The sequence below is a fragment of the Massilia sp. TWR1-2-2 genome, assembly GCF_049897565.1.
Taxonomy (GTDB): Bacteria; Pseudomonadota; Gammaproteobacteria; order Burkholderiales; family Burkholderiaceae_D; genus JAFCUW01.
In genome coordinates, this window is the sequence record NZ_JAFCWM010000015.1 from 116,097 (window position 1) to 142,765 (window position 26,669).

Sequence of the window (26,669 nt, forward strand, 5' to 3'; positions counted from 1 at the left end):
GGGGGTTTTGCTATTTGGTGTGGGTTGCCTATTTTCCACTCTGGCCCCCCTTTTTCAACCGGGGGGGCCCCCCCTGGGTCGCCCCCCGACGTGTTGGCGGCCGGCGCGGTCGACCGCGCACAGCCAGCTTACGCCGATTGCGGCAGCTTCGCTTTCATGTCGTTAAATTCGTGCTCAAAATCAAGCGTCTTGCGCTGGGTGCTCATTGCCATCAGCGCTTGGCTGCCGTGGCCGTCGGCGCCGTCGCCGAGCCACACCCACAGGCGCCGTTCGCGGATATAGAACATCGAGAACACCCCGAGCACCAGGAACAGGCAACCCAGGTAGACGACGTTCTTGCCGGGCGAGCGCGACACCTGCAGCACCGACGCCTTGATCTCGACGAATTCATCTAACTGCAGGTACACCGGGGCGCCGTAAAAGAAACTGTCCGACAGCGCATTGGTGGCCAGCTGCAGGAAGCGCGCATGGTTGTCGTCGGCGGTCACCGCTGCTTCGCCGTCGCGCGCGCGGGCGGCCTGCCACAGCTCCCACAAGGTGCCGTTGAGCATTTTGAGGAAGATGTTGGCGGCCTTGCGCTGCTCTTCCTGCGGCACCTTCAGCGAACCGATGAATTCGGATACCGCCACGAAGCCGCCCTGCTTGCCGTCGCCGGCGAAGATGGCCAGCGTTTTCGCGCTCGACTGTTCCAGCTGGGCGGCCAGCGCCAGCGCATCGCTTGACGCCCCCGGCGGAATGGCGCGTTTTGCGTAGCGTTCGGCGGCCAGCTGGCGCAGCGCCGGGTCGGCCAGCGCGGCGCGCAGGCGCATCCATTCGCGCACGCTGTGGTTGTCGTCGGCGGGAATGCGCAGGAAGCTGAACGGGTCGGATGGCGAAATGCGCATGCCGGCCAGGAACACCTGGGCGCCGTCGACGGTGACCGGCTGCATGTAGTTCTGGTATTCGCGCGCCTGGCCGGTCTTGTCGCGCAGCTTGTACTGCACGCTCGGGCCGACGTTTTTCAGGTCCTTGTTGTTGGCGTTCTTGGCGGCCGAACCGGAATGCTTGTCGAGGCTGGCGGCGAACTGGTCGTTCAGGCTCTCGCCCTTGGTCACCGCGCGCGCATCCTGGCCGCCGATGTTTTCCACGTTGAACGGCCGAAAGCCGGTCCACTCGACCGAATACTGCTCGTCGCCGCGCTTGAGGTCAGTGGCGGCGTTGACTTCGCCGGCCAACGCGAAAGCACGGCTGTCGGTGCCGGCCATCGGAAAGCCCGTCAGTTTGAGCTTGCTGCCGCCGTCTTCGAAGCTCGACTGGTACATCGCCACGCCCTTGTAGATCAGCGGCTCGTTGACCTTGATGGTGGCCGGGAACGTCTTGCCCGTCTCGTGGTCGCGGATGACGACGTCGCTGGCGAACAGCTTGGGCATGCCGGTCGAGTAGAAATCGATGGTGAATTTCTTCAGCAGGATGGTAAACGGCAGGTCCTGCACCAGCACGCCGGAAGCCTGCGGGATGATGGCGACGTTGCTGCTCTGCCCTTCCGGAATCATGGTGTTGCCGCGGAACGTAGGATTGCCCAGGCCGAGGCGGTGCTGCGCGGGAATGTCGGCGATGACGCCGCTGCCGGCAAATGGCGTCTTGCCCATGAACCACTGCTGGAAGCGGATTGGCAAGTCCGAGTCGAGCATGCCGCCGAGCAGGATGATGATGATGGCGCTGTGCGCGAAGATGTAGCCGAGCTTGTTGGCGGCGCCCTTCTTGGCCGCCACCAGCGTGCCGTGGCCCTTGTCGACGACCTTGGCGCTGTAGCCGGCGTCGGCCAGCCGCGCCACGGTCTGGCGCGCCAGTTCGGCGCGCGGCAGCGCGCTGCTCCACTCGGCCTTGTGGTGGAAGTTGCGCAAGGAAACTTCGCGCACGTTCTCGCGCCAGCTGCGCATGTCCTTGATCATCTTCGGGCCGTTGCGCGCGATGCACAGGCCGGTCGACAGGATCAGGAAGGTCAGGATCAGCAGGAACCACCAGGCCGAATACACCGCGTACAGGCCGAGCTTGTGGAACACTTCGAACCAGAACGGACCGAACTGGTTGACGTAGTTCGGCATCGGCTCGTTCTGCTTCATCACGGTGCCGATCATCGCGGCGATGGCGATGATGGTCAGCAGGCTGATGGCAAAGCGCATCGACGACACCAGCTCGACCGCGTCGGCGAGGCCGCGGCGTCTGGTCTTGAGTTCAATTCCGGTGGTACTCATGGGGACAAATTCCTGTGCTGCGGCCAAACCAAAGCCGCGAGGATACCAACAAAAAGGGCAGCCCGCTTTCGCTGCCGCCCTTTTCCGCTGGTACCGGCTGGCGCGCCTGTCAGACGCGCCACCGTTTTATTTCTGGATTGTTGCAGATCGGCGCGTTACTTCAGGCCGGCAATGTAATCGGCAACCGCCTTCATTTCGTCGTCCGACATGCGCTTGGCCAGGGCCGACATCGGCGCACTGTTCTTGCGCGCGCCGCCGCGGAAGCTGACCAGCTGGGCAACGGTGTAGTCCTGGTGCTGACCGGCCAGGCGTGGATACTGGATCGGGATGCCCGCGCCGTTGGCGCCGTGGCAGCTGGCGCAGGCGGCGACGCCCTTGTCGGCGATGCCACCGCGATAGATCTTGCGGCCCAGGTCGAGCGTTTCCTTGTTCTTGGCGGCGCCCGCCTTTTGTTTCTGCGCGCCGAGGTAGGCAGCGACGTCTTTCTTCTCGGCGTCCGTCAGCATCTTGGCGTACAAGGTCATGACCGGGTGGTTGCGGTCCGGGCCGGTGAAGTCGACCAGCTGCTTGTAGACATAGTTCTCGACCTGGCCGGCCAGCTTCGGGTTGGCGGCGATGGTCGAATTACCGGCCGCGCCGTGGCACGACACGCAAGCGGGCAGGCTGCGGGCGGCGTCGCCCGCATCGTACAGGGTGCCGCCCTTGGCGGCATCGGCCTTGACCGCGGCTGGCGCGGCAGCGCCGTGGGCTTGTTCGGCAGCGCCGGCCAGGCCGGACAGCGCCAGGGTTGCCACCAGAAAGGACTTCACAAATGCCGCACCGGCGGACGGTAAACAAACACGATTCATTCAAACACCCTGAGACGAGTCAAAAAATTAGTTTTATACAAAGATCCACGGCGCGATGCGGAGAGCATCAACCATGCCTGCGAACCAAATGAACACGGCTTCGCAATAATCGTAACCCCTTATTGTACAATAGCTTTCTCGCGTTATCGCCCCCTTTTCTTGCAATTTCTGTCTACTCCATGTCCAAACTCTGGCAAGCCCGCTTCTTTACCACCGTCAATCAACTGCGCGATCTGCCCGATACGAAGGCGCCTGAAATCGCTTTCGCCGGCCGCTCGAACGCCGGCAAATCGACCGCCATCAACATCCTGACGAACCAGAAGGGTCTGGCGTTCGCGTCGAAGACGCCTGGCCGCACCCAGCACATCAACTACTTCTCGATCGGCGGCGCGCACGTCGGCCAGCACCGCAAGGACGCCACCATCGTCGAGGAAATCGAAGCGTTCCTGGTCGACCTGCCCGGCTACGGTTACGCCGAAGTGTCCGGCTCGGCCAAGCTGCACTGGCAAAAGCTGCTGGGCGACTACGTCCAGCGCCGCGAGCAGCTCGCCGCGCTGGTGCTGATCATGGACTCGCGCCGCCCGTTTACCGAACTCGACGTGCAAATGCTCGAATGGTTCGCCCCCACCGGCAAGCCGATCCACTGCATCCTGACCAAGGCCGACAAGCTCAACCGCAACGAATCGACCAACGTGCTGCGCCAGGCGCGCATGATGCTCGACAGCTACGTCGACGAAGACGGCGAAGGCTTCCCGTTCACGGTGCAGCTGTTCTCTGCGCTGAAGCGGGTCGGCATCGACGAAGCGAACGCCAAGATCATCGACCTGCTCGGCCTGACCGACATCCCGGCCGATCCGGGCGCCGAGCTGGTCGACCCGGTCGACAGCGACGATTAACTTTTCTACCTGAAAGCGCGCCCATGCCTGCCCACACTTCCGCCGCCTATCCTGCCATCCGCCTGCGCCGCATGCGGCGCGACCCGTTTTCGCGCGCGCTGATGCGCGAGAACACGATCACCGCCTCCGACCTGATCTACCCGGTGTTCATCCTCGACGGCGCCGGCCAGCGCCAGCAGGTGGCGTCGATGCCGGGCGTGGAGCGGGTGTCGGTCGATTTGCTGATGGAAGTGGCGCAGGAATGCGTGGCGCTCGGCATTCCGGTGCTGGCGATTTTCCCGGTCATCGATGCGTCGCTGAAGACGTACGACGGCATCGAGGCGACCAACCCGGACGGGCTGGTGCCGCGCGCGGTCAAGGCGCTCAAGGAGCGCTTCCCGGAGCTGGGCATCCTCACCGACATCGCGCTCGACCCGTACACCACGCACGGCCAGGACGGCCTGCCGGACGAATCGGGCTACATCGTCAACGAGCTGACCATCGACATGCTGATCGGCCAGGCGCTCACGCACGCCGCCGCCGGCGTCGACGTGGTGGCGCCGTCGGACATGATGGACGGGCGCATCGGCGCCATCCGCGCCGCGCTCGAGGAAGCCGGCCATATCCATACCCGCATCATGGCCTATTCGGCCAAGTATGCCTCGGCGTTTTACGGCCCGTTTCGCGACGCCGTCGGTTCGTCCGCCAACCTCGGCAAGGCCGACAAGAACACTTACCAGATGGATCCGGCCAACAGCGACGAAGCGCTGCGCGAAGTCGGCCTTGACCTGGCCGAAGGCGCCGACATGGTCATGGTCAAGCCCGGCATGCCGTACCTGGACATCGTGCGCCGCGTGAAGGACGAGTTTCGCGTGCCGACGTTTGCCTACCAGGTCAGCGGCGAGTACGCGATGATCAAGGCGGCCGCGCAAAACGGCTGGCTCGACCACGACAAGGTGATGATGGAATCGATGATGGCGTTCAAGCGCGCCGGCGCCGACGGCGTGCTGACGTACTTCGCGCGCGACATCGCCCGCCTGCTGCGCGACAAGCGCTAAGTTTACACCCGGGGTCAGTGCCGACATTCGGACACGGCCCCGGCTGTACAGAAAGTCCGATCATGCGAATTGCAGCCGGCATCCTGCTGACAGTCCTGCTGCTGTACACGGCAGCCGCCGCCGCAGGGCGACCCTACACTGGCCAAGCTTGTCGACATCGGCGGTGGCGTCTAGTCGTGACCGCGGTGCTGTCCCATGCCTTCGCGCTGCGCACTTTGCTGGATCTCGGCGATGTCATCCAATCCCACCTCCCCGGCAAGCTCCTCGCCGCCGGGAATGTCGGCCGGCTCGTCGCTCAGGCCGCCCGGCTGGCCGGTCATCGATTCGTTGCCTCCCATGCCGGCGCCGCCGGTCATGCCGCTCCGGCCGGCGCCGATATCGTGCAAATCGCCGCCGTGCTCGCCACCCATGCCGCCGGAATGCTGGCCGCCATGGCCGGCCATTCCCGCATACCCGCCCTGGTCGGCGGCCTTCTGCTCGTTGCCGGCGGCGGCGCCTTGCCCGGGCGATCCGGATTGATTGCCGTCGTCAGGTTTTGCGTTCTGTGGATTCGGATTTTGCTCGGTCATGGCTATCTCCCGTGCGATGCCGGCGCTGTCATGCGCCGGCCGGAGTGACATGCTCAGCGCCGGTCAAAAGCGAGTCAGTAGGCGCACGTGCCTGGCCGCTGTAGGAATGGCCTCGGCACGTGGCCTGGTTCTCAGCGCCCGCGCTTATATTCCGGGAACATTTCCTTGAACAAGAACGCCTGCAGCTCGGCCGTGTCGGCCGGCCGCGCGCTCATCGTCACCACCCGTTGCAGGCGGTGCGAATCCCACTCGAAGTCGCCGGTTTTTTCCTTGCGTATCAGCTCGATCATCTTCTTGACGACGGCAATCTCGACATCGGGTTCGCCGCCCACTTCCACCGTTACCTGCTGCAGCCAGCGGCGCTTGAAATTGGGGTTCCAGCCGCGGAACTTGAGGTCGGCGCTGAGCGACGTCTTGTTGGTGAGGGTAAACACGCCGCCGGTTTCGTTCTTGTCGTCGCCGCGGCTGCGGCCGTTGGCGGCGGCAATGTTGGCTTTGGCGATGCGGTCGGCGCGCGCATTTTCGCTTTCCTCGGCCGGCTGGTCGCTCGGCTCCTTCGCCCCGCGGGCCTTGCGGCGCGCCTCGACATAGGCCTGCATGTCGACTTCCTGCGGCGGCGGCGACAGCACCGGCTTCGGATCGGCCACCACCACGTCGACCGGCTTTTCGTTTGGCAAGGTAATCGTGTTGGGCAGGCGCTTGACCTGTACCGGCGTCGACTTCGTCACCTTTTTCGGCGCCTGCTGCTGCTGCGGTTTCGGTTTCGGTTTGCCCGGCGGCAGCGGCGCGACGTACACCATCGTCCCGCCGGACGGTGGCGGCGCATGCTTTTCGGTCTTCGGCTGCACCAGGTAGATCGCCACCAGCAGCAAGTGCAGCAGGATCGTCGCCACCACCCCGGTACGGTTCGGGCCGCGACGGTCCCACGGACTCACCGTGGCAGGCAGAGCCTGGCCGCAGTGTTCGCAAATACCGTTATTGTCGGGCGAAAAGTGGGAATGATCACGCAAAATGAAAACAACTCCTGGAACGGCGTCGATGCGACGCGGCAGAGCCGCAGTCTAACCGTTTTGCGCAGCATGCGCACGGCGGCTCACTTGCAGAGCTTATAAGATTGCCGCCGTGCAGCCTGTTACACTGTGTATCAGCAACAGCAACTAGCCGGTGCGCCGCACCGGCTGCGGCGCCTGTGCGCGCGCCACCAGTTTCTCCGGCGCCGCGTGCGGTTCGTCAGCCACGTCGAAGGCGGCGAGCTGCTGGTTGGTCATCGGCCCGCTGCCGCTGTAGCGGTCGAGGAACAGGTAGATTACCGGCGTGATGTACAGCGTGATCACTTGCGAGAACAGCAGGCCGCCGACCACGGCCAGGCCGAGCGGCTGGCGCAGTTCGGCGCCGGCGCCGATGCCCAGCGCGATCGGCAAGGCGCCCATCAGCGCCGCCAGCGTCGTCATCAGGATTGGCCGGAAGCGCAGGATGCACGCCTGGCGGATCGCGTGCTCCGGCGTCATGCCGCCGTTGCGCTGGGCGTCGAGGGCAAAGTCGATCATCATGATGGCGTTCTTCTTGACGATCCCGATCAGCATCAGGATGCCGATGATGGCGATCATCGTCAGGTCGAGCCCGAACAGGCGCAAGGTCAGCAGCGCGCCGACGGCCGCCGACGGCAGGCCGGCCAGGATGGTCAGCGGGTGGATGTAGCTCTCGTAGAGCACGCCGAGCAGCACGTAGATCACGCCGAGCGCGGCGATGATCAGGATCAGCTGGCTCGATTGCGAATCCTTGAATACGGCCGCGTCGCCGCCGTACTTGGTGATCACCGACGGCGGCAGCGCCATGTCCTTGGCCATCTTGTCGATCGCGCTGGTGGCAACGCCCAGCGGCACGTCCGGCGCCAGGTTGAACGACAGCGTGATGGCCTGCAGCTGGCCCTGGTGGTTGACCGAGATCGGCCCGACCGTGCGCTCGACCCGCGCGAACGACGCCAGTTGCACCAGCTGGCCGTTCTTGCTGCGCACCGACACGCGCGACAGCGCATCGTCGAACTGGCGGTCGGCCGCATCGGCCTCGAGGATGACGTTGTAGCTGGCGGCCGGCGCATAGATCGTCGAGACCTGGCGCTCGCCGAACGCGGCGTACAGCGCGGTGCGCACGTCGGCCATCTGCACGCCGAGCACGTTGGCCTTGTCGCGGTCGATTTTCAAGGAAGCCTGCAGGCCGCGGTTCTGCGAGTCGCTGGTGACGTCGCGGAAGTTCGGGTCGTTGCGCATCGCTTCCTGGAACTTGTTGGCCCACGAGCCGAGCGAATCGGAGCTGATGCTTTGCAGCGTGTATTGATAGCGGCTCTTGCTCGGGCGCCCGCCGAGCTGCAGGTTCTGGATCGGGCTCATATACACGGCGATGCCTGGCACGGCGCGGGTGGCCTTGCGGATGCGGTCTAGCACCGCCGGCATCTTGTCGCGGTCGGCGCGCGGTTTGAGCACCAGGAACATGCGCCCGCTGTTGCCGCCGCCGGTAAACGACGTCACGTCCTGCACCGCCCGATCGGCCTTGATGATGGCGGCGACCCGCTCCTGCAGGTCCAGCAGCGCCGCCGACGACGTGTCTTCGGCGGCCTCGGTGGTGACGCGGATCTGGCCTAGGTCTTCCTCCGGGAAGAAGCCCTTCGGGATCGTCACGTACAGCACCACCGTCAGCGCGAAGGTGGCCAGCGCCACCAGCAGCACCACGTTGCGGTGCGCCAGCGCGACGTCGAGCGAGCGCTCGTAGCCGTTGCGCACGCGCGCAAAGCCCTTTTCGAAGTGGCGGCCGATGAAGCTCTTTTCGCCTTCGCCATTTTCGACGTGGGCCGGCAGCAGGCGGCTCGCCAGCATCGGCACCAGGGTCAGCGAGACAAGCGCCGACACCAGGATCGACAGCCCGACCACCACCGCGAATTCGTGGAACAGCAGTCCGATCACGCCGGGCATGAAGAAGATCGGGATGAACACGGCCACCAGCGAAATCGAAATCGAGACGATGGTAAAGCCCATTTCCTTGGAGCCGACCAGCGCGGCCTGCATCGGTTTTTTGCCCATCTCGATGTGGCGCACGATATTTTCCAGCACGACGATGGCGTCGTCGACGACCAGGCCGACGGCCAGCGTGATGCCCAGCAGCGAGACGTTATCGAGGCTGTAGCCGAGCCAGTTGAGCAGCGCCAGAGCGCCGAGCAGCGAGATCGGCATCGTCACCGCCGGAATGAAGGTGGCCGCGGCGCGGTGCAGGAACAGGAAGATCACCAGCACCACCAGCGCGACGGTGGCTGCCAGCGTCAGGTTGACGTCGTGGATCGCTTCGCGGATCGATACCGAGCGGTCGTTGACCAGGTTGATCTTGATCGAGGCTGGTACCTGCGACTGGAACTGCGGCAGCAATTTGCGCACCGCGTCGACCACCTGCACCGTGTTGGCGTTGGGCTGGCGCTGCACCAGCAGCACGATCGAGCGCTCGCCGTTGTAGCTGCCGGCCGTTTTCACCGACTGGAAGCTGTCCTCGACGGTGGCGACGTCGCGCAGGCGCACTGCCTGGCCGTTGCGGTTGGCGACGATCAGTTCGGCAAATTCGGACGCCTTCATCAGCTGCGGATTGCCCTGGATCGTCAGGGTCTGGCTGGGGCCGTCGAGAATGCCGAGCGGCGAATTCGAATTGGCCGCGCGCAGCGCGACGGCCAGTTCGTCCATCGACAGGTTACGCGCGTTCATCAGGTCGGCCTTGGCGCGCACCCGCACGGCAAAGCGCTTCTGGCCGTTGACGCTGACCTGCGCCACGCCCGGCAACGTCGACAGGCTCGGGGCGATCAGGTTTTCGGCGTAGTCGTTCAGGTCCGACAAACTCATCGACGGCGACGTCATCGTCATGAACAGCACCGGCGCGTCGGCCGGGTTGACCTTGCGGTACGACGGCAGCTCCGTCATTTCCTGCGGCAGCTGGCGCTGGGCGCCGAGCAGCGCCGCCTGGACGTCGATGGCGGCGACGTTGACGTCGATGCTGGGGTTGAATTCGAGCGTCAGCGAGGTCTGGCCCTGGGTGCTGGTCGAGGTGATCAGGTCGATGCCGGCGATGGTCGAGAACTGCTTTTCGAGCGGCAGCGCGACCGACGAGGCCATCGTCTCGGGACTGGCGCCGGACAGGTTGGCCTGTACGTTGATGACCGGGGTGTTATAGCTCGGCAGCGCGGCCACCGGGATGCTGCGGAAGGCCAGCACGCCGATCAGCACGACGGCGACCGACAGCAGCACCACCATCACGGGGCGCCGGATGGACAGTTCGGAGATGCTCATGCAGGGTCCTTGGTGGCGACGCGGGTCGGGCCGCCCTTCTGCGCGGCCGGCTCAGCAAGCTTTACCTTGCCGCCCGGGCGCAGGTTCTGCTTGCCTTCGGTGATGACCTGCTCGTCGCCGGCCAGGCCAGATACCGCCGCCTGCAGGCCGAAGCCGTGCAGGCGCGCCACCGGCACCTGGCGCGCCGACTGGTCGGCGTCGACGACGTAGACGAAGGTGCCGCGCGTGCTGGTGATGATGGCCGTCTGCGGAATCACGACGGCGCCGGCCAGCGTCTGCAACGTCAGCCTGGTGGTGACGTACTGCCCCGGCCACAGGCTGCTGTCGCGGTTGTCGAAGCGCGCCTTGACGCGGATCGTGCCGGCCACCGGGTCGACCGCGTTGTCGATGAAGCTGACGGTGCCGCTGACGGCCTTGGCGGCGTCGCCGGCGCTGGCCTCGACCTTGACGCCGCCGTTGTTTTGCGCCGCGAGCAGCTTGCCGAGCGCCGACTCGGGCAAGGTGAAGGCGACGTTGATCGGATCGAGCTGGGTGACGGAGGTAAGCGACGTGGCCGGCTGCACCAGGCTGCCGGGGAACACGTTGATGGCGCCGACCCGCCCGCTCATCGGCGCGCGGATGGTGTTGTAGCTGGCCGACACGCCGGTGGCGCGCAGCGCCGCCTGGTTGGCCGAGAGCAGCGCGCGCGCCGAATCGACCTGGCTACGCAAGGTGTCGAGCGCGCTCTGGGCCAGGAACTTCTGCGCCACCAGCTCTTCGCTGCGCTTGAACTGGCGTTCGACGTCGGCCAGTGCGGCCTGGTCGCGGGCGATCTGGGCGCGCGCCTTGTCGACGTTGGCGCGGTCGGCGCGGTCGTCGAGCGAGAACATCAGCTCGCCGGCCTTGACGAACTGGCCTTCCTTGATATGGACGGTGCGGATGGTGCTGGTGATCTGCGGGTGCAGCTCGACGCTGCTGACCGGGGTGACGGTGCCGTTCGAGCGCACCTCGACCGGTACGTCCTGGCGCTGTGGCTTGATGACGCTGACCACCGTCGGCGGCTGGCCGGCGCCCTTGGCGGCGGCGCCGGCGACCGGCTTGGCTGGCTCGCCCGCTGCCTGCAGGTACCAGACGGTGGCGCCGATGATGGCGACGGCGGCGGCAATGACGCCAATATTGTTCTTGTTCATGCTATTCCCTGTGCGCCCGCCCGGGCGGCTGTTGCAGTTGAGTGAAATCGATTCGCGACGCCGGCGTGCACCCGCCAGGCATTGTCGCATGGTTCATTTTGCGGCGTAATACTCCGGCAGCATCAGGGTCACTTCGAGGCCGCCCTCGGGATGGTTGGCCAGCGTCAGCGTGCCGCCGTGCTGCTCGGCGATATTGCGGGCGATGGTCAGGCCAAGGCCGGTGCCGCCCGACTCGCGCGAGCGCGAACTTTCGACCCGGTAGAATGGCTCGAACACGCGCGCCTGCTCGGCGCTGGCGATGCCGGGACCGGCGTCGCGGATGTGGATGCGCGCCGCGCCGGCCATGCGCTCGACCGTGACGACCGCTTGCTGGCCGTACTTGACGGCGTTGTCGATCAGGTTGACCAGGCAGCGGCGCAAGCCCATCGGGCGCCCCAGCAGCGCCATCGCGGCGCGCCCGTTGAGGACGACGTGCTGGCCGGCGTCGCTGGCGTCGGAACAGACGCTGTCGAGCAGCGAATCGAAGTCGAGCGGCTGCATCGCCTCGGTGGTGTCGACGCTGCGCGCCAGGTCGAGTCCTTCCTTGACCATCGCCTGCATCGCCGACAGGTCGCCGATCAGGCGCTCCTGCAGCTCCGGATCGGACACTTTTTCGAGCCGCAGGCGCAAGCGCGTCAGCGGCGTTTGCAGGTCATGGGTGATCGCCGCCAGCATCTGGGTGCGCTGGAAGATGTACTGGCGGATGCGCGCCTGCATGGCGTTGAAGGCGGCACTGGCCTGGCGGATTTCGCTGGCGCCGGCCAGTTTGAGCGGCGGGTGGTTGATGTCGTTGCCGAGGTCCTTGGCCGCCTGCGCCAGCTGCTTGAGCGGGCGGGTGGTCATGCGCGCGACCAGGTAGGCGAGGAAGGCGATACTGACCAAAAACAGCGCGATGATGGTGCGGTAGTCGGTCTTGCCGGCAAACAGGGACGGGCGCGGCGGCAGCACCGACAGGCGCAGCTGCTCGCCGTCGCGCAGCCGCACGTCGATGCTCTCGCAGGTGCCGCGCCACGGCGCCTTGGTTTCGCCGAACATGGTCGACTGGGTGCGCGGCACGTCGCACGCGGCCGGGCGCGCGGCGACCGATGCGAGCTGGTAGGCGCGGCCGAGGCGCAGCGCCAGCGCGGCGGCAAATTCGGAGTGCGCGTTCGCGTGCGGCAGCGCGCCGGTGGCTTCCTCGAGCCGGATGCCGGGCCGGTTGGCCACCGCGAGGTAGGCCAGCCGCGCCGACGCCGGCACCACTTCGGTGGCCATGATCAGCTGCTCGGCGCGCTCGAGCGCGTGCATGTCGCGGTACTCTTCGATGACGCGCTGGCGCTCGGCGTCGGCCAGCCATTGCGTCAGCGCGGCCGACAGCACGATCCCCAGCAGCAGCGTCAGGAACACGCGGCCCGTCATCGAGCCGAAGAATGCCTTCATGCGGGCGGCTCCACGGTCACTTGCCCGGCCAGCACGTAGCCACCGTTGCGCACCGTCTTGATGATCTGCGGCAGGCGCGCGTCTTCGCCCAGCTTCTGGCGCAGGCGGCTGATCTGGATGTCGATCGAGCGGTCGAACGGATCGGCGTCGCGGCCCTGCGTGAGGTTGAGCAGCTGGTCGCGGTTGAGCACCCGGTTCGGGTGTTCGAGGAACACGCGCAAGAGGCGGAATTCGGCGCCCGACAGCATGATCACCATGCCGTCCGGGTTGAGCAGGTGGCGCGCGGTCAGGTCGAGCGTCCAGCCGGAAAAGCGCATCTGCTGGGCGTTGTCGGCCGGCGTATTCGACGGCATCGCGTGGCTGCGCCGCAGCACGCTGCGGATGCGCGCGAGCAGCTCGCGCGGCTCGAACGGTTTGGGGAGGTAGTCGTCGGCGCCCATCTCGAGCCCGAGGATGCGGTCGAGCGGCTCGTTGCGCGCCGTCAGCATGATCACCGGCAGCGTCGAATTGGCGCGCAGCTTGCGGCACAGCGTCAGGCCGTCGTCGCCGGGCAGGTTCAGGTCGAGCACGATGAGGTCGGGGCGCGCCTCGTCGAGTATCTTCCACATCGCCGTGCCATCGGCGGCGGCCAGGGCGCGGTAGCCGTTCGACTCGAGGTAGTCGGCCAGCAGCGAGCGGATGTCGCGGTCATCGTCGACGATCAGAATGGTAGAGGGAGTATCCATGATCGGATTATCCCCAGTTAAGCCCACCCTGAACAGGGTATTTGTATCATCATGTATATACGCTGGGAGTCGAAACAAACTGATACAAAGAGCGCGGCAGCGGACATGCGGTGGAAACAACGCGCCACCATGATGGGAACCGTGCACCGAGCAGTTGAGACGCACAACCCACTTAACTCTCAAGGAAGAACCAAATGAATGCATTACGCAAGCAGGTCGTGATCGCCCTGGTCGTCGCCGGCTTCGGCAGCGCCGCCATCGCACAAACGGCCGCCGCGCCGGAAGGCCGCCACGGCCACGCGGCCAGCCAGGAACAACGGATGGCAAAATGGAGCGAGCATTACGCCAAGCGCCAGGCCCAACTGGCCGCGGCGCTGCAACTGACGCCGGCGCAGCAACCGGCATGGGCGGCCTACCAGGCGGCGATCAAGCCGGCGCCAATGGCAGGACGGGGCGATCATGCTGCGATGGCGACCCTGTCGGCGCCGGCCCGCATGGAGAAGATGATCGCCATGGCCAGGCAGCATACCGCCGCCATGGAATCGAAGCTGGCCGCGCTGAACAGCTTCTACGCCACGCTGACGCCGGCGCAGAAGAAAGTGTTTGACGAGAACACCATGCGCGGACGCGGTCACGGCGGCGGTCACCACGGTGGCGGTCACCACATGAAGGAAGGCATGCGCGGCTGATTACGCCTCGCTAGATCAAAGGAGGAGCTTCGGCTCCTCTTTTTTTTCGCCCACGCCGGTCAAGAGTGTGTAATATCTGCACATATATCTGTACGGCAACATCGGCTCGCACAACACCAACAACAATTGGAGACCGTTGGATGAATACCTGCATTTACGACAAGAGCGACAAAGGCCGCGAGGAAATCGCGACGCGCAAGCACCACCTCCCCGCCCGGCTGCGCATGCTGCTGGTGCTGATCGACGGGCGCCACACGCGCGAGTCGCTGCTGGCCAAGCTGGCGGTGGTGGGACTGTGCGCCGCCGATATCGACGAATTGCTCACCCAGCAGTACATCACGCTGCTCGGCGGCGGCCCGGCGGCCGACGACGCGCCGGAGCAAGATTCGGCCGCGCCGCGCTTGCCGGCGTCGGCGCGGGCCCGGATGCTGGCACGTACGCGCGACCTGGCCGCGCGCCGGCGTGAGTCCGCGCAAGCCGGCGCTAGCGCCGAGTAAGCGCCGGCGCCGGCGCCAGCGGCGTGTCCGATTTTTTCAGCGTGCGCAGCACGAAGCTCGATTTGCTGTGGCGAATGCCGGGAATCTGGTACAGCCGCTCGCGCAACAGCCGCTCATAGTCGCGCGTATCCTTGACGGCGATGCGGATGAAATAATCGTAGTCGCCGGAAATGAGGAACGCCTCGAGGATCTCTGGGATCGATTCGAGCGCGCGGCCGAACTCGTACAGCGTCTCCTCGCTGTGGCTCTCCAGGGTGACCTGCACGATCACCGTATCCTGGTAGCCGATCTGGGCCAGGTCGACCCTGACCGTGTAGCCCTGGATCGCGCCCGACTCCTCCATCCGCTTGATGCGGTTCCAGCACGACGTGGTCGACAACCCGACTGCGCGGCCGATCTCCTGCAAGGTGGTGCGCGAGTCGGCCAGCAGCACGCGCAGGATCGCGCGGTCGTGCTCGTCGAATTTTTTTCCAGCTTTGCCGTCGATATCCATCATATTTTCCGAAATTGGCGAAATCACGCGGAAATTATGAAGCACTTTCACCGCCTGCGTGGATAAAATTTAGCGATGAACATATCGCTCAACGAGATGGAAAACCTGGCCGTCACCGGCGCCCAGGTGCTGGTGCGCACGCTGATCGAGTGCGGCGTGGATACCGTTTTCGGCTACCCCGGCGGCGCCGTGCTGCCGCTGTACGATGCGCTGCACCTGGACGGTCGCCTGCGCCACGTGCTGGTACGCCACGAGCAGGCGGCGGTGCACGCCGCCCAGGGCTACGCGCGCTCGACCGGCCGGCTCGGCGTGGTGTTTGTCACTTCCGGCCCCGGCATCGCCAATACCACCTCCGGTCTGCTCGATGCGCTCAGCGATTCGATCCCGGTGCTGTGCATCAGCGGCCAGGTGGCGACGACGTCGATTGGCACCAATGCGTTCCAGGAATGCGACGCACTCGGCATTTCGCGCACGGTGACGAAGTGGAACGTGCAGGTGCGCGACAGCGCCGACATCGCCGCCACCATCCGCCGCGCGGTTGCCGAGGCGACCGGCGGGCGCCCCGGCCCGGTGCTGGTCGATGTGCCAAAGGATGTACAGGCGCATCGCCTGCAGGCGCCGCCGGCGATGGCTGCCTTGCCGGCGGCGCCGGTCAGGCAAGACGTTCCCGAAGCCGCGCTGGCGGCGGCCGCCGCCATGATCGCCGCGGCGCGCCGGCCGGTGATGTACGGCGGCGGCGGACTGATCAACTCGGGCGAGGCGGCGTGCGCCAGCTTTACCGAGCTGGTGCTGCGAACCAACGCGCCGTGCACGCTGACGCTGATGGGACTTGGCGCCTTCCCCGCCTCGCACCCGCAATGGCTGGGCATGCTGGGCATGCACGGCACGCTGGAGGCGAACCTGGCCATGCACGAGGCGGACCTGGTGGTGTGCGTCGGCGCACGCTTCGACGACCGCGTCACCGGCAAGCTCGACGACTTCTGTCCGGGCGCGCGCATCATTCACATCGACATCGATCCGGCCTCGATCGGCAAGGTCGTGTCCACCGATATCGGCCTGGCGGGCGACTGCCACGCGGTGCTGGCCGGGCTGCATCGCCAACTCGATGCGGTCGCGCTCGATGCAAGCGCCACGGCGGCGTGGTGGCAGCGAATCGCCGGGTGGCGCGCGCACGATTCGCTCGGTTTCACTACCGGCGCGTCGACCATCGTGCCGCAGCAGCTGATGCGGCGCCTGGCCGCCGCCATCGCCGGCCAGGACGCCATCGTGGCGACCGACGTCGGCCAGCACCAGATGTGGGCGGCGCAATATCTGCCGTTCGATGCACCGCGCCGCTGGCTGACCTCCGGCGGCGCCGGCACCATGGGCTACGGCTTGCCGGCGGCGATCGGCGCGCAGATTGCCCATTCCGGCAAGCTGGTCGTCTGCGTCAGCGGCGACGCCTCGATCCAGATGAACATCCAGGAGTTGTCCACCGCCATGCAACATCGCTGCCCGGTCAAGGTGATCTTGTCGAACAATGGCTGCATGGGAATGGTGAGGCAGTGGCAAGAGCTGCACCACGGCGCGCGCTACAGCCACAGCTACACCGAGGCGCTGCCGGACTTTGTCGCCCTGGCGAAGGCGTTCGGATGGCAGGCGCTGCGGGTCGAGCACGCCGGAGACCTCGACGCGGCGCTGGCGGCCTGCCTGGCGTCGGCCGGGCCTTTTTTACTCGACGTCGTCGTTGAACAGGCGGAGAACTGCTTTCCGATGATCCCGGCAGGGTGCGGACATCACGAGATGATGCTGTCGAAAGAACGCTGGTTTCGACCCGGCAGATAATGTCGCCGCGGAGTGACCTTACTTCAGCTTTGCCAGCGACGCCGTGAACTTTGCGGCGTCCTGGTAGCCGATGACGCGGCTGTCGGCAATTTCCTGGCCGCGCGCGTCGAACAGGATGATGCCGGGCGGTCCGAACAGGCCGAACCGCTTGAGCATCGCCTTGTCGTCGGCGTCGTTGGCGGTCACGTCTACCTGCAGCAGCACGCTGTCGGCGAGCCGGGCCTTGACGCCGGGATCGACGAAGGTCAGCTTTTCCATCTCCTTGCACGACACGCACCAGTCGGCGTAGAAGTCGAGCATCGCGGTCTTGCCGCCGGTTTGCGCCAGCGCCGCGTCGAGCTGGACGAGCGTCTTGATGCGGGTAAAACGCAGGCCGTGTTCGCCGGCGCCGGAAGCCAGGTGGGCCAGCGGCGCCAGCGGGTCGCGCCCGCCGCTGGCAAAGCCGAGCAGCTGGACCACGCCGAGCACGGCAAACGCGGCCGCCAGCGTCATGCCGGCCCAGTGCCGGGTCGAGCCCAGCAGGTAGAAGCCGTAGCCCATCAGCAGCGCCGCCCACAGCGCCATCTGCAGCGCCGCCGGCAGCACCGGCGACACCAGCCACAGCGCCATAGCCAGCATCAGCACGCCGAAGAAGCGCTTGACTGCGTTCATCCAGGCGCCGGCGCGCGGCAGCAGCGAGCCGGCGGACACGCCCACCAGCAGCAGTGGAATACTCATGCCGATGGCCATCGCGAACAACGCGGCGCCGCCGACGACGACGTCGCGCGTCTGGCTGATGTAGACCAGCGCGCCGGCCAGCGGCGCGGCCACGCACGGGCCGACGATCAGCGCGGAAATGGCGCCCATGGCGAACACGCCGGCCAGCTTGCCGGACGACTGGCGGCCCGACGCATTGGCCAGCCGGGTCTGCAGCGCGCCCGGCAGCTGCAGTTCGTAGACGCCGAACATCGATAGCGCCATGGCGACGATCAGGATGCCGAAGCCGCCCAGCACCCAGGGATTTTGCAGCGCGGCGGAAAGACCCTCGCCGGCCAGCCCGGCGGCCACGCCCAGCGCCGTGTAGACCAGCGCCATGCCGAGCGCGTAGGTGACCGACAGCAGCAAGGCGCGCGCGCGCTTGATGGCGCCCTCGCCGACGATAATCGACGACAGGATCGGCACCATCGGCAGCACGCACGGCGTGAACGCCAGGCCAAGGCCGAGCAAGATGAAGGCGGGAATGATGGCGACGAGCTTGCCGCCGCCGAGCACCGCGGCAATGCCCGACAGCTCCGACGGTGCTGCAGCGGTTGGGGGCGTAGCAGCAACCTGGGCCGCGGAAACCGGTGTGGCTGGCGCCACGCTCATCGCCGGCGTAGCGCCCGGCGCTGCGACGGCGCTGCCCATCAGCCGCTCGGTCGCTTCCTGCGGGGAATAGCACAGACCGGCATCGGCGCAGCCTTGCGAGGTCGCCTTCAGTGTGAACAGGCCGGCCGCCTGCACCGGCATCGTGATGGTGACCGAATTGCGGTATGTCTCGACATTTTTCTGGAACGTATCGTCGAACTTGACCTTGCCGGCCGGGAAAGTGGGCGTGCCGAGGGTGGCGCCGTCGGCGCTGAACTTGAACTGCTGGCGGTACATGTAGTAGCCGTCGGCGATGTCGTAGGTGACCGCCAGCGTGCCGCCTTCCTGCATGCGCGCCGAAAACTTGAACGCCGCGCCCGGCTCGAGGAACTCGTCGGCCGCGGCGGCCGCACCGCCGGCCAGCAGTGTGCACAGCATCAGCAGCGCCGCGCAGGCGCGCATCAACGCGTTAAACGGCGTAAAGCTGCGGGCGGGGCGGGACGGGACACTGGCCATGGGTTTCCTGTTGATGGTAAGCAGCCGAACTGGTCCGGACGGCGCAGGCAGAATAGTACACCCGTGCCACCGATCGCGTCGGCCGTGCTGAAAATGACAAAAGCCAGGCTAGGCCTGGCTTCCATTGTGCAACGAACGCGCTGATTACTCGGCGGTTGGCGCTGCTTCAACATCGGTGACTTCTGGACGGTCCATCAGTTCGACGTAGCACATCGGTGCATTGTCGCCGACGCGGAAACCCATCTTCAGGATACGCAGGTAGCCACCGTTACGGTTGGCGTAGCGCGGGCCCAGTTCAGCGAACAGCTTCAGGACCATTTCGCGGTCGCGCAGGCGGGCGAATGCAAGGCGCTTGTTGGCCAGGGTGTCGGTCTTGCCCATGGTCAGGATCGGCTCGATCACTTTGCGCAGTTCCTTAGCCTTAGGAACGGTGGTCTTGATGGCTTCATGACGCAGCAGGGAAACGGTCATGTTGCGCAGCATGGCGAGGCGGTGGGACGAAGTACGGTTCAGCTTGCGAAGGCCGTGACGGTGACGCATGGTAATTCCTTTCGAGTGTTTTTATTCCAGTTCTTCGATCGGTGATTCCAGGAATCTCCGCGGACCGGTTTTAAAAATTAAGTTAAAAAATGCCGGCCGGGCAATGCGCACGGCCGGGGTGTTGCAATTACTTAAGGTATTTCCTCCAAAAAAGATCTGGCTGCGCCAGCCCTTTTTGGCTTATCCCACCCGAAAGTAGGTGTGTACTTCCGGGTGATTGGTATTACTTCTCGAGGCCGGCAGGTGGCCAGTTCTCGAGCTTCATGCCCAGGGTCAAGCCACGCGATGCAAGCACTTCCTTGATCTCGTTGAGCGACTTGCGGCCCAGGTTTGGCGTCTTCAGCAGCTCGTTTTCCGAACGCTGGATCAGGTCGCCAATGTAGTAGATGTTTTCGGCCTTCAGGCAGTTGGCCGAACGCACCGTCAGCTCGAGGTCGTCGACTGGACGCAGCAGGATCGGATCGACCAGCGGCGCGCGCGATGGTGCTTCGGCGGCGGCTTCGGTGCCTTCCAGTGCGGCGAACACGTTGAGCTGATCGACCAGGACGCGGGCCGACTGGCGGATCGCTTCTTCCGGCGTGATCACGCCGTTCGTTTCGATGTTGATGACCAGCTTGTCGAGGTCGGTACGCTGTTCGACACGGGCCGACTCGACGAAGTACGACACGCGGCGCACCGGCGAGAACGAAGCGTCCAGGATGATGCGGCCGATCGTCTTGTTGGTGTCTTCCGACAGGCGGCGCACGTTACCAGGAACGTAGCCACGGCCTTTTTCGACCTTGATCTGCATGTCGAGCTTGCCGCCGGCGGTCAGGTGAGCGATCACGTGGTCCGGGTTGATCAGCTCGACGTCATGCGGCAGGTCGATGTCGGATGCCAGGATCGCGCCTTCGCCTTCCTTTTTCAGGGTCAGCGTGACGGAATCGCGGTTGTGTACTTTGAAGACGACGCCCTTCAGGTTCAGCAGCAGGTCGACAACGTCTTCCTGCACGCCGTCCAGCGACGAATACTCATGGACGACGCCGGCGATCGTCACTTCGGTCGGCGCGTAGCCGACCATCGACGACAGCAGGACGCGGCGCAACGCATTACCCAATGTGTGGCCATAGCCACGCTCGAACGGCTCCATCACGACTTTGGCGTGACCGGCACCGAGGGATTCAACATCGATAATACGTGGCTTCAACAAACTATTTTGCATGAAATGTCCTTTTCAATACCCTCGGCTCGTTACGCCGATAAGGCTGATGGCATTAGTGAAAACGCCCGCTCGAGTTCGAGCGGGCGGGAAACGGCTACTTCTGGACTACGATTAACGCGAATACAGCTCGACGATCAGCGCTTCGTTGACGTCGTTGGCGATCTCGTTACGCTCTGGGAACGAACGGAAAGTGCCTTCCATCTTCTTCGAATCGACCGACACCCAGCTCGGCATGCCGACCTGCTCTGCCAGCGACAGCGCTTCGACGATACGAACCTGCTTCTTCGACTTTTCGCGCACGGCGATGATGTCACCGGTCTTGACCGCGTAGGAAGCGATGTTGACGACGTTGCCGTTCACGGTGAACGCTTTATGGCTGACCAACTGGCGCGCTTCGGCGCGGGTCGAGCCAAAGCCCATCCGGTAGCAGACGTTGTCGAGACGCGCTTCCAGCAAACGCAGCAGCGTTTCGCCGGTGTTGCCCTTGCGACGGTTCGCTTCGGCGAAGTAGCGGCGGAACTGGCGCTCCAAGATGCCGTACATGCGCTTGACTTTTTGCTTTTCGCGCAGCTGGTTGCCGTAGTCCGAAGTGCGGGCGCCGGATTTGACACCGTGCTGGCCGGGCTTGACGTCCAGTTTGCATTTCGAATCGAGCGAACGACGTGCGCTCTTGAGGAACAGGTCCGTACCTTCACGGCGGGACAATTTTGCTTTAGGTCCGATATAACGTGCCACGATGCTTCCTTTGATGTAAGTGACGCCCCGAGGATCCCGCAGGATGCGACAGGCGCTAGTCCAATTCTGATGGTCAGTTGGACGGTGGCTTCAATACCCGGCGCACGAGTGCGGCACAGGCGACGACAGCCGGGCAGTATACCCTATTCGGGAACTGCACCGGCGATCTTTTTACAGAAACGCGGCGTATTAGATACGACGACGCTTCGGTGGACGGCAACCGTTGTGCGGTACTGGCGTCACGTCCTGGATTTCGGTGATCTTGATACCCAGGTTGTTCAAAGCGCGAACTGCCGACTCACGACCAGGACCTGGGCCCTTGATGCGTACTTCGAGGTTCTTCACGCCGCACTCGACAGCGACCTTGCCTGCAGCTTCCGCGGCGACCTGCGCTGCGAACGGGGTCGATTTGCGCGAACCCTTGAAGCCTGCACCGCCGGACGTCGCCCACGACAGGGCATTGCCCTGGCGATCGGTGATCGTGATGATGGTGTTGTTAAACGATGCGTGGACGTGGGCGATGCCTTCGGCGACGTTCTTTTTAACTTTTTTGCGAACGCGCGCTGCTGCGGCGCTGCTTTGTTGCTTAGCCATAGTTGTTTCCTAGTTATTTCTTAAGCGATTGAGCGGCCTTGCGCGGACCTTTGCGGGTACGGGCATTGGTGCGTGTACGCTGGCCGCGGCAAGGCAGGCCTTTACGGTGACGCATTCCGCGGTAGCAGCCCAGGTCCATTAAACGCTTGATGTTCATGGACAGTTCGCGGCGCAGATCGCCTTCAACGACAAACTTCGCGACTTCGTCACGCAGCTTTTCGAGTTCGTTATCGTCCAGGTCTTTGACTTTTTTATTCGTCGCTACACCGGTTGCTTCGCAGATTTTCTGCGAGCGTGGACGGCCAACACCGTAGATCGCCGTCAGGCCGATAACAGTGTGCTGATGATTTGGGATGTTTACCCCTGCAATACGTGCCATTCGTTATTCCTCAATAAATAACGTTAAGTTTAACCTTGACGCTGTTTGTGACGCGGTTCCACGCAGATTACGCGGACAACGCCTTTGCGCTTGATGATCTTGCAGTTGCGGCAGATCCGCTTGACTGATGCGAGAACTTTCATATTTGCACTCTCTTAGTTCGGATGGTTCGATTTCAAAATTTTTACTTGGTACGGAACACAATCCGGGCCCGGCTCAAGTCGTACGGCGTCAGTTCCACCGTCACCTTGTCGCCGGGAAGAATGCGAATGTAATTCATGCGCATTTTACCCGAAATGTGGCCGAGCACCACGTGGCCGTTTTCCAGCTTTACTCGAAATGTCGCGTTGGGGAGATTCTCAAGAATCTCGCCCTGCATTTGTATGACGTCGTCTTTTGCCATTCGGTCTGTGCACTCCTGGGCGCTTATCGCGTCGGAATTCCGCCCTTGAAATTTGCCTTGCGCAGCAGCGATTCATATTGCTGCGACATGACGTAGTTTTGTACTTGAGCCATGAAGTCCATGGTGACAACCACAATAATCAACAGGGAAGTACCGCCAAAGTAAAATGGCACTTTCCATTGGGCCTGCATAAATTCCGGCAGCATGCACACCAGCGTGATATACACCGCGCCGGCCAACGTCAACCGCATCAGGATCTTGTCGATGTAGCGGGCGGTCTGGTCGCCGGGACGAATCCCCGGCACAAACGCACCGCTCTTCTTCAAGTTATCCGCTGTTTCCTTGCTGTTAAATACCAGCGCCGTATAGAAGAAACAGAAAAACACGATCGCGGTTGCATACAGCAGCGCGTAGATCGGCTCGCCGGGCGCCATCGACCCTGCCAGGTCCTTCAGGAAACCGATCACCGGGCTGGACGTATCCTTGCCCTTGGTGAACCAGTCCACGATGGTGGCCGGGAACATGATGATCGACGACGCGAAGATCGGCGGGATCACGCCGGCCATGTTCAGCTTCAACGGCAAGTGGCTGGTCTGACCGCCATATACCTTGTTGCCGACCTGGCGCTTCGCATAGTTGACCAGGATCTTGCGCTGGCCGCGTTCGACGAATACCACGAAGTACGTTACCAGCACCACCAGCACGATGATGAAGATCGCTGCAAGGCTGCTGATCGAACCGTTCGAGATCAAGGTGAACAGGCCACCCAGCGCCGACGGCAGACCGGCTGCGATACCGGCAAAAATAATGATCGAAATACCGTTGCCCAGGCCGCGTTCGGTGATCTGCTCGCCGAGCCACATCAGGAACATGGTACCGGTGAGCAAGGTGACCACGGTCACGAAGCGGAACGCCATGCCAGGATCGAGCACCAGGCCGGCTTGCGATTCGAGCGCCACGGCAATGCCGAATGCCTGGAACAGCGCCAGCGCCACCGTGAAATACCGGGTGTACTGGGTGATCTTGCGGCGTCCTGCTTCGCCTTCCTTCTTCAGCGCTTCCATCGTTGGCGACACGATCGACACCAGCTGCATGATGATCGAGGCCGAGATGTAAGGCATGATACCGAGCGCAAACACGGTGAAGCGGGATAAGGCGCCGCCCGAGAACATGTTGAACATGCCCAGGATGCCGCCTTCATTCTGCTTGAACAATGCCGCCAGCTGTACCGGGTCAATCCCGGGAACCGGGACGTGGGCACCGATACGGTACACGACCAGGGCGCCAAGCAAAAACCACAGCCGGCCCCACGGGAAACCGGCTGCCGCACTCTTACCAGATTGAGAATTAGTCGCCAATTTTTGCTCCGATCAAGCCGTTAGCCAACTCAGGCTACCGAGCCGCCAGCTGCTTCGATGGCTGCTTTCGCGCCTGCAGTTACTTTCAAGCCCTTGAGGTTCACCGCCTTGGTGACTTCGCCGGACAGGATCACGCGTACATCGCGCGCCAGTACTTGCAGGATGCCGGCTTGCTTGAGCACCAGGATGTCGACATCGCCGACAGGCAGGTTGTTCAGGTCCGACAGGCGAACTTCTGCCTTGAACGTTGCATTGAGCGACTTGAAACCGCGCTTTGGCAGACGGCGCTGCAAAGGCATCTGACCGCCTTCGAAACCGACTTTGTGGAAACCGCCCGAACGCGACTTCTGACCCTTGTGACCACGGCCAGCGGTTTTACCGATGCCCGAGCCAATACCACGACCGACGCGACGCTTGTAGTGCTTGGCGCCTTCGGCTGGCTGGATTGTATTCAATTCCATTGTTTTCTCCGTTCGCAAGCCCGAAGGCTTACGAGACAACTTTAACGAGGTACGAGACTTTGTTGATCATGCCGCGCACCGATGGGGTGTCTTCCAACTCGGAGACCGAGTTGACGCGGCGCAGACCCAGGCCGCGCACGGTCGCGCGATGCGATTCGCGCGTGCCGATCAGGCCCATGACCAACTGAACTTTGACGGTTTTGGTAGCTGTAGTAGTCATCTTGTTCACCTTAAGCCAGGATGTCTTCAACCGACTTGCCGCGCTTGGCGGCGATGTCGGAAGCCGTGCTCATTTTCGACAGACCGTCGAGCGTGGCACGAACCAGGTTGTACGGGTTCGACGAGCCGGTGGATTTCGCCACGACATCGGTCACGCCCATTACTTCGAAGATAGCGCGCATTGCGCCGCCGGCGATGACGCCTGTACCAGGCTTGGCAGGCATCATCATTACCTTCGATGCGCCGTGACGGCCAGAAACGGTGTGGTGCAGGGTGCCGTTCTTGAGAGGAACCTTGATCAGGTTGCGACGGGCTTCTTCCATTGCCTTCTGCACACCAACCGGAACTTCCTTCGACTTGCCCTTGCCCATGCCGATGCGGCCATCGCCATCACCGACGACGGTCAACGCGGCGAAACCCATGATACGACCACCCTTGACCACTTTGGTCACGCGGTTGATCGCGATCATTTTTTCGCGCATGCCATCATCCGGCTTGTCGCTTTGCATTTTAGCTTGCATTTTTGCCATGACGATTCTTCCTTAGAACTTCAGACCGGCTTCACGCGCGGCTTCTGCCAACGCCTTCACACGGCCGTGGTAACGGAAACCGGAGCGGTCAAACGCAACTTCGGTAATCCCTGCTTGCAGTGCTTTCTCGGCGACGCGCTTGCCGACCAGAGCGGCAGCGGCGGCATTGCCACCCTTGCCGGTCTTGCCTGCCAGTTCGGCGCGCACTTCGGCTTCGGCGGTCGAGGCCGAAACCAGGATCTTTGCGTCCGGGCTGATCAGGTTGGCGTAAATGTGCAGGTTGGTACGATGTACCGACAAGCGATTTACTTTCATCTCCGCAATCTTGATGCGGGTCTGGCGTCCACGACGCAGACGTGATTCTTTCTTGTCCATGGTCAGCCCTATTATTTCTTCTTGGTTTCTTTAAGCTTAACCACCTCGTTCGCATAGCGAACGCCCTTGCCTTTGTAAGGCTCGGGTGGGCGGTAAGCACGCACTTCAGCGGCAACCTGGCCAACCTGTTGACGGTCGATCCCTTTGATCAGGATCTCGGTCGGGGTCGGGGTCGTTGCGGTGACGCCAGCTGGCATCGCATGAGCAACCGGGTGCGAGAAACCGAGCGACAGGTTCAGCTTGTCGCCGGCAGCCTGGGCCTTGTAGCCCACGCCGACCAGCGTCAGCTTCTTCTCGAAGCCCTTGGTCACACCATTGACCATGTTGTTGACCAGTGCACGCAAGGTGCCGGACATCGCATTCGACTCGCGGCTGTCGTTGACTACGTCAAACGTCAGCGTGCCGTCCTTGTTTTCAATCTTTACCAGGCCATTGAGGGGCTGAACCAGCGTACCCAATGGACCTTTTACCGTGATCGCTGCTGCAGTGATCGCCACATCGGCGCCAGCTGGGACAGCGATTGGCATCTTAGCTACTCGAGACATCGTCTACTCCTTAGGCCACGTAGCAAATAACTTCGCCGCCGACACCGGTGGCGCGCGCTTTGCGGTCAGTCATGACGCCTTGCGGGGTCGACACAATCGCCACGCCCAAGCCATTCATGACTGTAGGGATATCATCTTTGCCCTTGTAGACGCGCAGCCCTGGACGGGACACGCGATCGAGGCGCTCGATGACCGGACGGCCAGCGTAATACTTCAAACCGATTTTCAGTTCCGCTTTACCACCGGCTTCGGTGACTGCGAAATCTTCAATGTAACCCTCGTCCTTGAGGACGTTGGCAATCGCCACTTTGACTTTCGACGACGGCATTGCCACGGTCGTTTTCTGTACGCCCTGGGCGTTGCGAATGCGGGTCAGCATATCGGCGATAGGATCGCTCATACTCATTGCATATTCTCCTATTACCAGCTTGCTTTAGTCATACCCGGAATTTCACCACGCATGGCGAATTCACGGAGCTTGATACGTGCCAGACCGAATTTACGGAATGTGCCACGCGGGCGACCGGTGATCGCGCAGCGGTTACGCTGGCGGGTCGGTGCCGAGTTGCGCGGCAGTGCCTGCAACTTCAAACGGGCTTCATAACGTTCTTCTTCCGTCTTCGACTGGTCATCGATGATGGCTTTCAGAGCGGCACGCTTCGGGGCGAATTTCTCCACCAGGTCTGCACGCTTCTGTTCGCGGTTGATCAGTGATAGTTTTGCCATGAT

30 protein-coding genes are annotated in these 26,669 nt (G+C 63.5%); 5 read left to right on the forward strand and 25 right to left on the reverse strand.

Annotation, left to right across the window (positions count from 1 at the left end):
* Positions 1–128: 128 nt before the first annotated feature.
* Positions 129–2,234: a cytochrome c biogenesis protein ResB gene (locus ACP7DD_RS15940; RefSeq protein WP_426175807.1), complete on the reverse strand. Its 2,106-nt coding sequence runs from the start codon at positions 2,232–2,234 to the stop codon at positions 129–131.
* 155 nt (positions 2,235–2,389) lie between these two features.
* Positions 2,390–3,082, reverse strand: coding sequence for a c-type cytochrome (locus ACP7DD_RS15945; RefSeq protein WP_426175808.1), 693 nt, complete (start codon positions 3,080–3,082; stop codon positions 2,390–2,392).
* Between the two features lie 179 nt (positions 3,083–3,261).
* Between ACP7DD_RS15945 and yihA the strand changes: the two genes are divergently transcribed.
* Together yihA and hemB are read left to right on the forward strand one after the other, a co-directional pair.
* On the forward strand, positions 3,262–3,978 hold the full coding sequence (yihA, locus tag ACP7DD_RS15950; protein ID WP_426175809.1) for a ribosome biogenesis GTP-binding protein YihA/YsxC: 717 nt from the start codon (positions 3,262–3,264) through the stop codon (positions 3,976–3,978).
* Between the two features lie 23 nt (positions 3,979–4,001).
* Complete coding sequence (gene hemB / locus ACP7DD_RS15955) at positions 4,002–5,015, forward strand: porphobilinogen synthase (RefSeq protein ID WP_426175810.1); 1,014 nt, start codon at positions 4,002–4,004, stop codon at positions 5,013–5,015.
* Between the two features lie 170 nt (positions 5,016–5,185).
* Here the strand turns inward: hemB and ACP7DD_RS15960 are convergent, their stop codons facing one another.
* From ACP7DD_RS15960 to ACP7DD_RS15985, 6 genes are all read right to left on the reverse strand, one after another.
* Complete coding sequence (locus tag ACP7DD_RS15960) at positions 5,186–5,584, reverse strand: hypothetical protein (RefSeq protein ID WP_426175811.1); 399 nt, start codon at positions 5,582–5,584, stop codon at positions 5,186–5,188.
* A 131-nt stretch (positions 5,585–5,715) separates the two neighbouring features.
* Entirely contained in the window at positions 5,716–6,519 is an 804-nt protein-coding gene (locus tag ACP7DD_RS15965) for a hypothetical protein (RefSeq protein ID WP_426175812.1), read from the reverse strand.
* A 222-nt stretch (positions 6,520–6,741) separates the two neighbouring features.
* Positions 6,742–9,903, reverse strand: coding sequence for an efflux RND transporter permease subunit (locus ACP7DD_RS15970; RefSeq protein WP_426175813.1), 3,162 nt, complete (start codon positions 9,901–9,903; stop codon positions 6,742–6,744).
* Positions 9,900–11,072: an efflux RND transporter periplasmic adaptor subunit gene (locus ACP7DD_RS15975; protein WP_426175814.1), complete on the reverse strand. Its 1,173-nt coding sequence runs from the start codon at positions 11,070–11,072 to the stop codon at positions 9,900–9,902. Before ACP7DD_RS15975 ends, ACP7DD_RS15970 begins: the two co-directional genes overlap by 4 nt.
* A 93-nt stretch (positions 11,073–11,165) precedes the next feature.
* Positions 11,166–12,530: an ATP-binding protein gene (locus ACP7DD_RS15980; protein WP_426175815.1), complete on the reverse strand. Its 1,365-nt coding sequence runs from the start codon at positions 12,528–12,530 to the stop codon at positions 11,166–11,168.
* Positions 12,527–13,255 carry a response regulator gene (locus ACP7DD_RS15985; protein ID WP_426175816.1) on the reverse strand — a complete coding sequence of 243 codons (729 nt, stop codon included), beginning with the start codon at positions 13,253–13,255 and terminating at the stop codon, positions 12,527–12,529. Before ACP7DD_RS15985 ends, ACP7DD_RS15980 begins: the two co-directional genes overlap by 4 nt.
* 194 nt (positions 13,256–13,449) lie before the next feature.
* Here ACP7DD_RS15985 and ACP7DD_RS15990 point away from each other — a divergent pair, with 194 nt between their 5' ends.
* Together ACP7DD_RS15990 and ACP7DD_RS15995 are read left to right on the forward strand one after the other, a co-directional pair.
* Complete coding sequence (locus ACP7DD_RS15990) at positions 13,450–13,944, forward strand: Spy/CpxP family protein refolding chaperone (RefSeq protein WP_426175817.1); 495 nt, start codon at positions 13,450–13,452, stop codon at positions 13,942–13,944.
* 140 nt (positions 13,945–14,084) lie between these two features.
* Entirely contained in the window at positions 14,085–14,441 is a 357-nt protein-coding gene (locus ACP7DD_RS15995) for a hypothetical protein (protein ID WP_426175818.1), read from the forward strand.
* On the opposite strand, the gene ACP7DD_RS16000 is transcribed toward ACP7DD_RS15995, so the two are convergent.
* Positions 14,428–14,934, reverse strand: a complete 507-nt coding sequence (locus ACP7DD_RS16000; protein WP_426175819.1) for an Lrp/AsnC family transcriptional regulator — start codon at positions 14,932–14,934, stop codon at positions 14,428–14,430. The genes ACP7DD_RS15995 and ACP7DD_RS16000 overlap by 14 nt on opposite strands.
* A 75-nt stretch (positions 14,935–15,009) precedes the next feature.
* Between ACP7DD_RS16000 and ilvB the strand changes: the two genes are divergently transcribed.
* Positions 15,010–16,758, forward strand: a complete 1,749-nt coding sequence (ilvB, locus tag ACP7DD_RS16005) for a biosynthetic-type acetolactate synthase large subunit (protein ID WP_426175820.1) — start codon at positions 15,010–15,012, stop codon at positions 16,756–16,758.
* Positions 16,759–16,776: 18 nt separating this feature from the next.
* On the opposite strand, the gene dsbD is transcribed toward ilvB, so the two are convergent.
* The 16 genes from dsbD to rpsN form a co-directional block, all read right to left on the reverse strand.
* A complete protein-coding gene (gene dsbD, locus ACP7DD_RS16010) occupies positions 16,777–18,600 on the reverse strand; it encodes a protein-disulfide reductase DsbD (protein WP_426175821.1) in 1,824 nt (607 codons plus the stop codon).
* A 144-nt stretch (positions 18,601–18,744) separates the two neighbouring features.
* Positions 18,745–19,140, reverse strand: a complete 396-nt coding sequence (rplQ, locus tag ACP7DD_RS16015; protein WP_426175822.1) for a 50S ribosomal protein L17 — start codon at positions 19,138–19,140, stop codon at positions 18,745–18,747.
* A gap of 223 nt (positions 19,141–19,363) precedes the next feature.
* A complete protein-coding gene (locus ACP7DD_RS16020; protein ID WP_099789594.1) occupies positions 19,364–20,341 on the reverse strand; it encodes a DNA-directed RNA polymerase subunit alpha in 978 nt (325 codons plus the stop codon).
* A gap of 111 nt (positions 20,342–20,452) precedes the next feature.
* A complete protein-coding gene (gene rpsD, locus ACP7DD_RS16025; protein WP_133113597.1) occupies positions 20,453–21,076 on the reverse strand; it encodes a 30S ribosomal protein S4 in 624 nt (207 codons plus the stop codon).
* Between the two features lie 189 nt (positions 21,077–21,265).
* Positions 21,266–21,670 (reverse strand): 30S ribosomal protein S11, encoded by a 405-nt coding sequence (rpsK, locus tag ACP7DD_RS16030; protein ID WP_008444339.1) that lies wholly within the window; start codon positions 21,668–21,670, stop codon positions 21,266–21,268.
* Between the two features lie 13 nt (positions 21,671–21,683).
* Positions 21,684–22,049, reverse strand: coding sequence for a 30S ribosomal protein S13 (rpsM, locus tag ACP7DD_RS16035; protein ID WP_133113596.1), 366 nt, complete (start codon positions 22,047–22,049; stop codon positions 21,684–21,686).
* Between the two features lie 29 nt (positions 22,050–22,078).
* Complete coding sequence (gene rpmJ, locus ACP7DD_RS16040) at positions 22,079–22,192, reverse strand: 50S ribosomal protein L36 (protein ID WP_010394471.1); 114 nt, start codon at positions 22,190–22,192, stop codon at positions 22,079–22,081.
* Positions 22,193–22,233: 41 nt separating this feature from the next.
* On the reverse strand, positions 22,234–22,452 hold the full coding sequence (infA, locus tag ACP7DD_RS16045) for a translation initiation factor IF-1 (RefSeq protein ID WP_005663428.1): 219 nt from the start codon (positions 22,450–22,452) through the stop codon (positions 22,234–22,236).
* A gap of 23 nt (positions 22,453–22,475) precedes the next feature.
* Complete coding sequence (gene secY, locus ACP7DD_RS16050) at positions 22,476–23,810, reverse strand: preprotein translocase subunit SecY (protein ID WP_426175823.1); 1,335 nt, start codon at positions 23,808–23,810, stop codon at positions 22,476–22,478.
* Positions 23,811–23,839: 29 nt separating this feature from the next.
* Positions 23,840–24,271: a 50S ribosomal protein L15 gene (gene rplO / locus ACP7DD_RS16055; protein ID WP_099789584.1), complete on the reverse strand. Its 432-nt coding sequence runs from the start codon at positions 24,269–24,271 to the stop codon at positions 23,840–23,842.
* A gap of 28 nt (positions 24,272–24,299) precedes the next feature.
* A complete protein-coding gene (gene rpmD / locus ACP7DD_RS16060) occupies positions 24,300–24,491 on the reverse strand; it encodes a 50S ribosomal protein L30 (protein ID WP_133113594.1) in 192 nt (63 codons plus the stop codon).
* A 10-nt stretch (positions 24,492–24,501) separates the two neighbouring features.
* Positions 24,502–25,020, reverse strand: coding sequence for a 30S ribosomal protein S5 (gene rpsE / locus ACP7DD_RS16065; RefSeq protein ID WP_099789578.1), 519 nt, complete (start codon positions 25,018–25,020; stop codon positions 24,502–24,504).
* 12 nt (positions 25,021–25,032) lie between these two features.
* The gene (rplR, locus tag ACP7DD_RS16070; RefSeq protein WP_426175824.1) at positions 25,033–25,395 is read right to left on the reverse strand and encodes a 50S ribosomal protein L18; all 363 of its coding nucleotides are present in this window, start codon (positions 25,393–25,395) and stop codon (positions 25,033–25,035) included.
* 11 nt (positions 25,396–25,406) lie between these two features.
* Positions 25,407–25,940 carry a 50S ribosomal protein L6 gene (gene rplF / locus ACP7DD_RS16075; RefSeq protein WP_099789573.1) on the reverse strand — a complete coding sequence of 178 codons (534 nt, stop codon included), beginning with the start codon at positions 25,938–25,940 and terminating at the stop codon, positions 25,407–25,409.
* A 10-nt stretch (positions 25,941–25,950) separates the two neighbouring features.
* Positions 25,951–26,346, reverse strand: coding sequence for a 30S ribosomal protein S8 (rpsH, locus tag ACP7DD_RS16080; protein WP_099789570.1), 396 nt, complete (start codon positions 26,344–26,346; stop codon positions 25,951–25,953).
* A gap of 14 nt (positions 26,347–26,360) precedes the next feature.
* Positions 26,361–26,666, reverse strand: a complete 306-nt coding sequence (gene rpsN / locus ACP7DD_RS16085) for a 30S ribosomal protein S14 (RefSeq protein ID WP_099789568.1) — start codon at positions 26,664–26,666, stop codon at positions 26,361–26,363.
* Between the last annotated feature and the right edge of the window lie 3 nt (positions 26,667–26,669).

Coding starts and splice junctions, on each gene's coding strand:
- rpsM (WP_133113596.1), bottom strand. CDS start 22,049: ATGGCACGTATTGCAGGGGTAAACATCCCAAATCATCAGCACACTGTT.
- yihA (WP_426175809.1), top strand. CDS start 3,262: ATGTCCAAACTCTGGCAAGCCCGCTTCTTTACCACCGTCAATCAACTG.
- ACP7DD_RS15985 (WP_426175816.1), bottom strand. CDS start 13,255: ATGGATACTCCCTCTACCATTCTGATCGTCGACGATGACCGCGACATC.
- ACP7DD_RS15990 (WP_426175817.1), top strand. CDS start 13,450: ATGAATGCATTACGCAAGCAGGTCGTGATCGCCCTGGTCGTCGCCGGC.
- ACP7DD_RS16000 (WP_426175819.1), bottom strand. CDS start 14,934: ATGGATATCGACGGCAAAGCTGGAAAAAAATTCGACGAGCACGACCGC.
- rpsH (WP_099789570.1), bottom strand. CDS start 26,346: ATGAGTATGAGCGATCCTATCGCCGATATGCTGACCCGCATTCGCAAC.
- rplF (WP_099789573.1), bottom strand. CDS start 25,940: ATGTCTCGAGTAGCTAAGATGCCAATCGCTGTCCCAGCTGGCGCCGAT.
- ilvB (WP_426175820.1), top strand. CDS start 15,010: ATGAACATATCGCTCAACGAGATGGAAAACCTGGCCGTCACCGGCGCC.
- rpmD (WP_133113594.1), bottom strand. CDS start 24,491: ATGACTACTACAGCTACCAAAACCGTCAAAGTTCAGTTGGTCATGGGC.
- rplQ (WP_426175822.1), bottom strand. CDS start 19,140: ATGCGTCACCGTCACGGCCTTCGCAAGCTGAACCGTACTTCGTCCCAC.
- rpmJ (WP_010394471.1), bottom strand. CDS start 22,192: ATGAAAGTTCTCGCATCAGTCAAGCGGATCTGCCGCAACTGCAAGATC.
- rplR (WP_426175824.1), bottom strand. CDS start 25,395: ATGGACAAGAAAGAATCACGTCTGCGTCGTGGACGCCAGACCCGCATC.
- rpsN (WP_099789568.1), bottom strand. CDS start 26,666: ATGGCAAAACTATCACTGATCAACCGCGAACAGAAGCGTGCAGACCTG.
- ACP7DD_RS15940 (WP_426175807.1), bottom strand. CDS start 2,234: ATGAGTACCACCGGAATTGAACTCAAGACCAGACGCCGCGGCCTCGCC.
- ACP7DD_RS15945 (WP_426175808.1), bottom strand. CDS start 3,082: ATGAATCGTGTTTGTTTACCGTCCGCCGGTGCGGCATTTGTGAAGTCC.
- ACP7DD_RS15970 (WP_426175813.1), bottom strand. CDS start 9,903: ATGAGCATCTCCGAACTGTCCATCCGGCGCCCCGTGATGGTGGTGCTG.
- dsbD (WP_426175821.1), bottom strand. CDS start 18,600: ATGGCCAGTGTCCCGTCCCGCCCCGCCCGCAGCTTTACGCCGTTTAAC.
- ACP7DD_RS15975 (WP_426175814.1), bottom strand. CDS start 11,072: ATGAACAAGAACAATATTGGCGTCATTGCCGCCGCCGTCGCCATCATC.
- infA (WP_005663428.1), bottom strand. CDS start 22,452: ATGGCAAAAGACGACGTCATACAAATGCAGGGCGAGATTCTTGAGAAT.
- rpsE (WP_099789578.1), bottom strand. CDS start 25,020: ATGGCAAAAATGCAAGCTAAAATGCAAAGCGACAAGCCGGATGATGGC.
- rplO (WP_099789584.1), bottom strand. CDS start 24,271: ATGGAATTGAATACAATCCAGCCAGCCGAAGGCGCCAAGCACTACAAG.
- rpsK (WP_008444339.1), bottom strand. CDS start 21,670: ATGGCTAAGCAACAAAGCAGCGCCGCAGCAGCGCGCGTTCGCAAAAAA.
- hemB (WP_426175810.1), top strand. CDS start 4,002: ATGCCTGCCCACACTTCCGCCGCCTATCCTGCCATCCGCCTGCGCCGC.
- ACP7DD_RS15980 (WP_426175815.1), bottom strand. CDS start 12,530: ATGAAGGCATTCTTCGGCTCGATGACGGGCCGCGTGTTCCTGACGCTG.
- ACP7DD_RS15995 (WP_426175818.1), top strand. CDS start 14,085: ATGAATACCTGCATTTACGACAAGAGCGACAAAGGCCGCGAGGAAATC.
- ACP7DD_RS16020 (WP_099789594.1), bottom strand. CDS start 20,341: ATGCAAAATAGTTTGTTGAAGCCACGTATTATCGATGTTGAATCCCTC.
- ACP7DD_RS15960 (WP_426175811.1), bottom strand. CDS start 5,584: ATGACCGAGCAAAATCCGAATCCACAGAACGCAAAACCTGACGACGGC.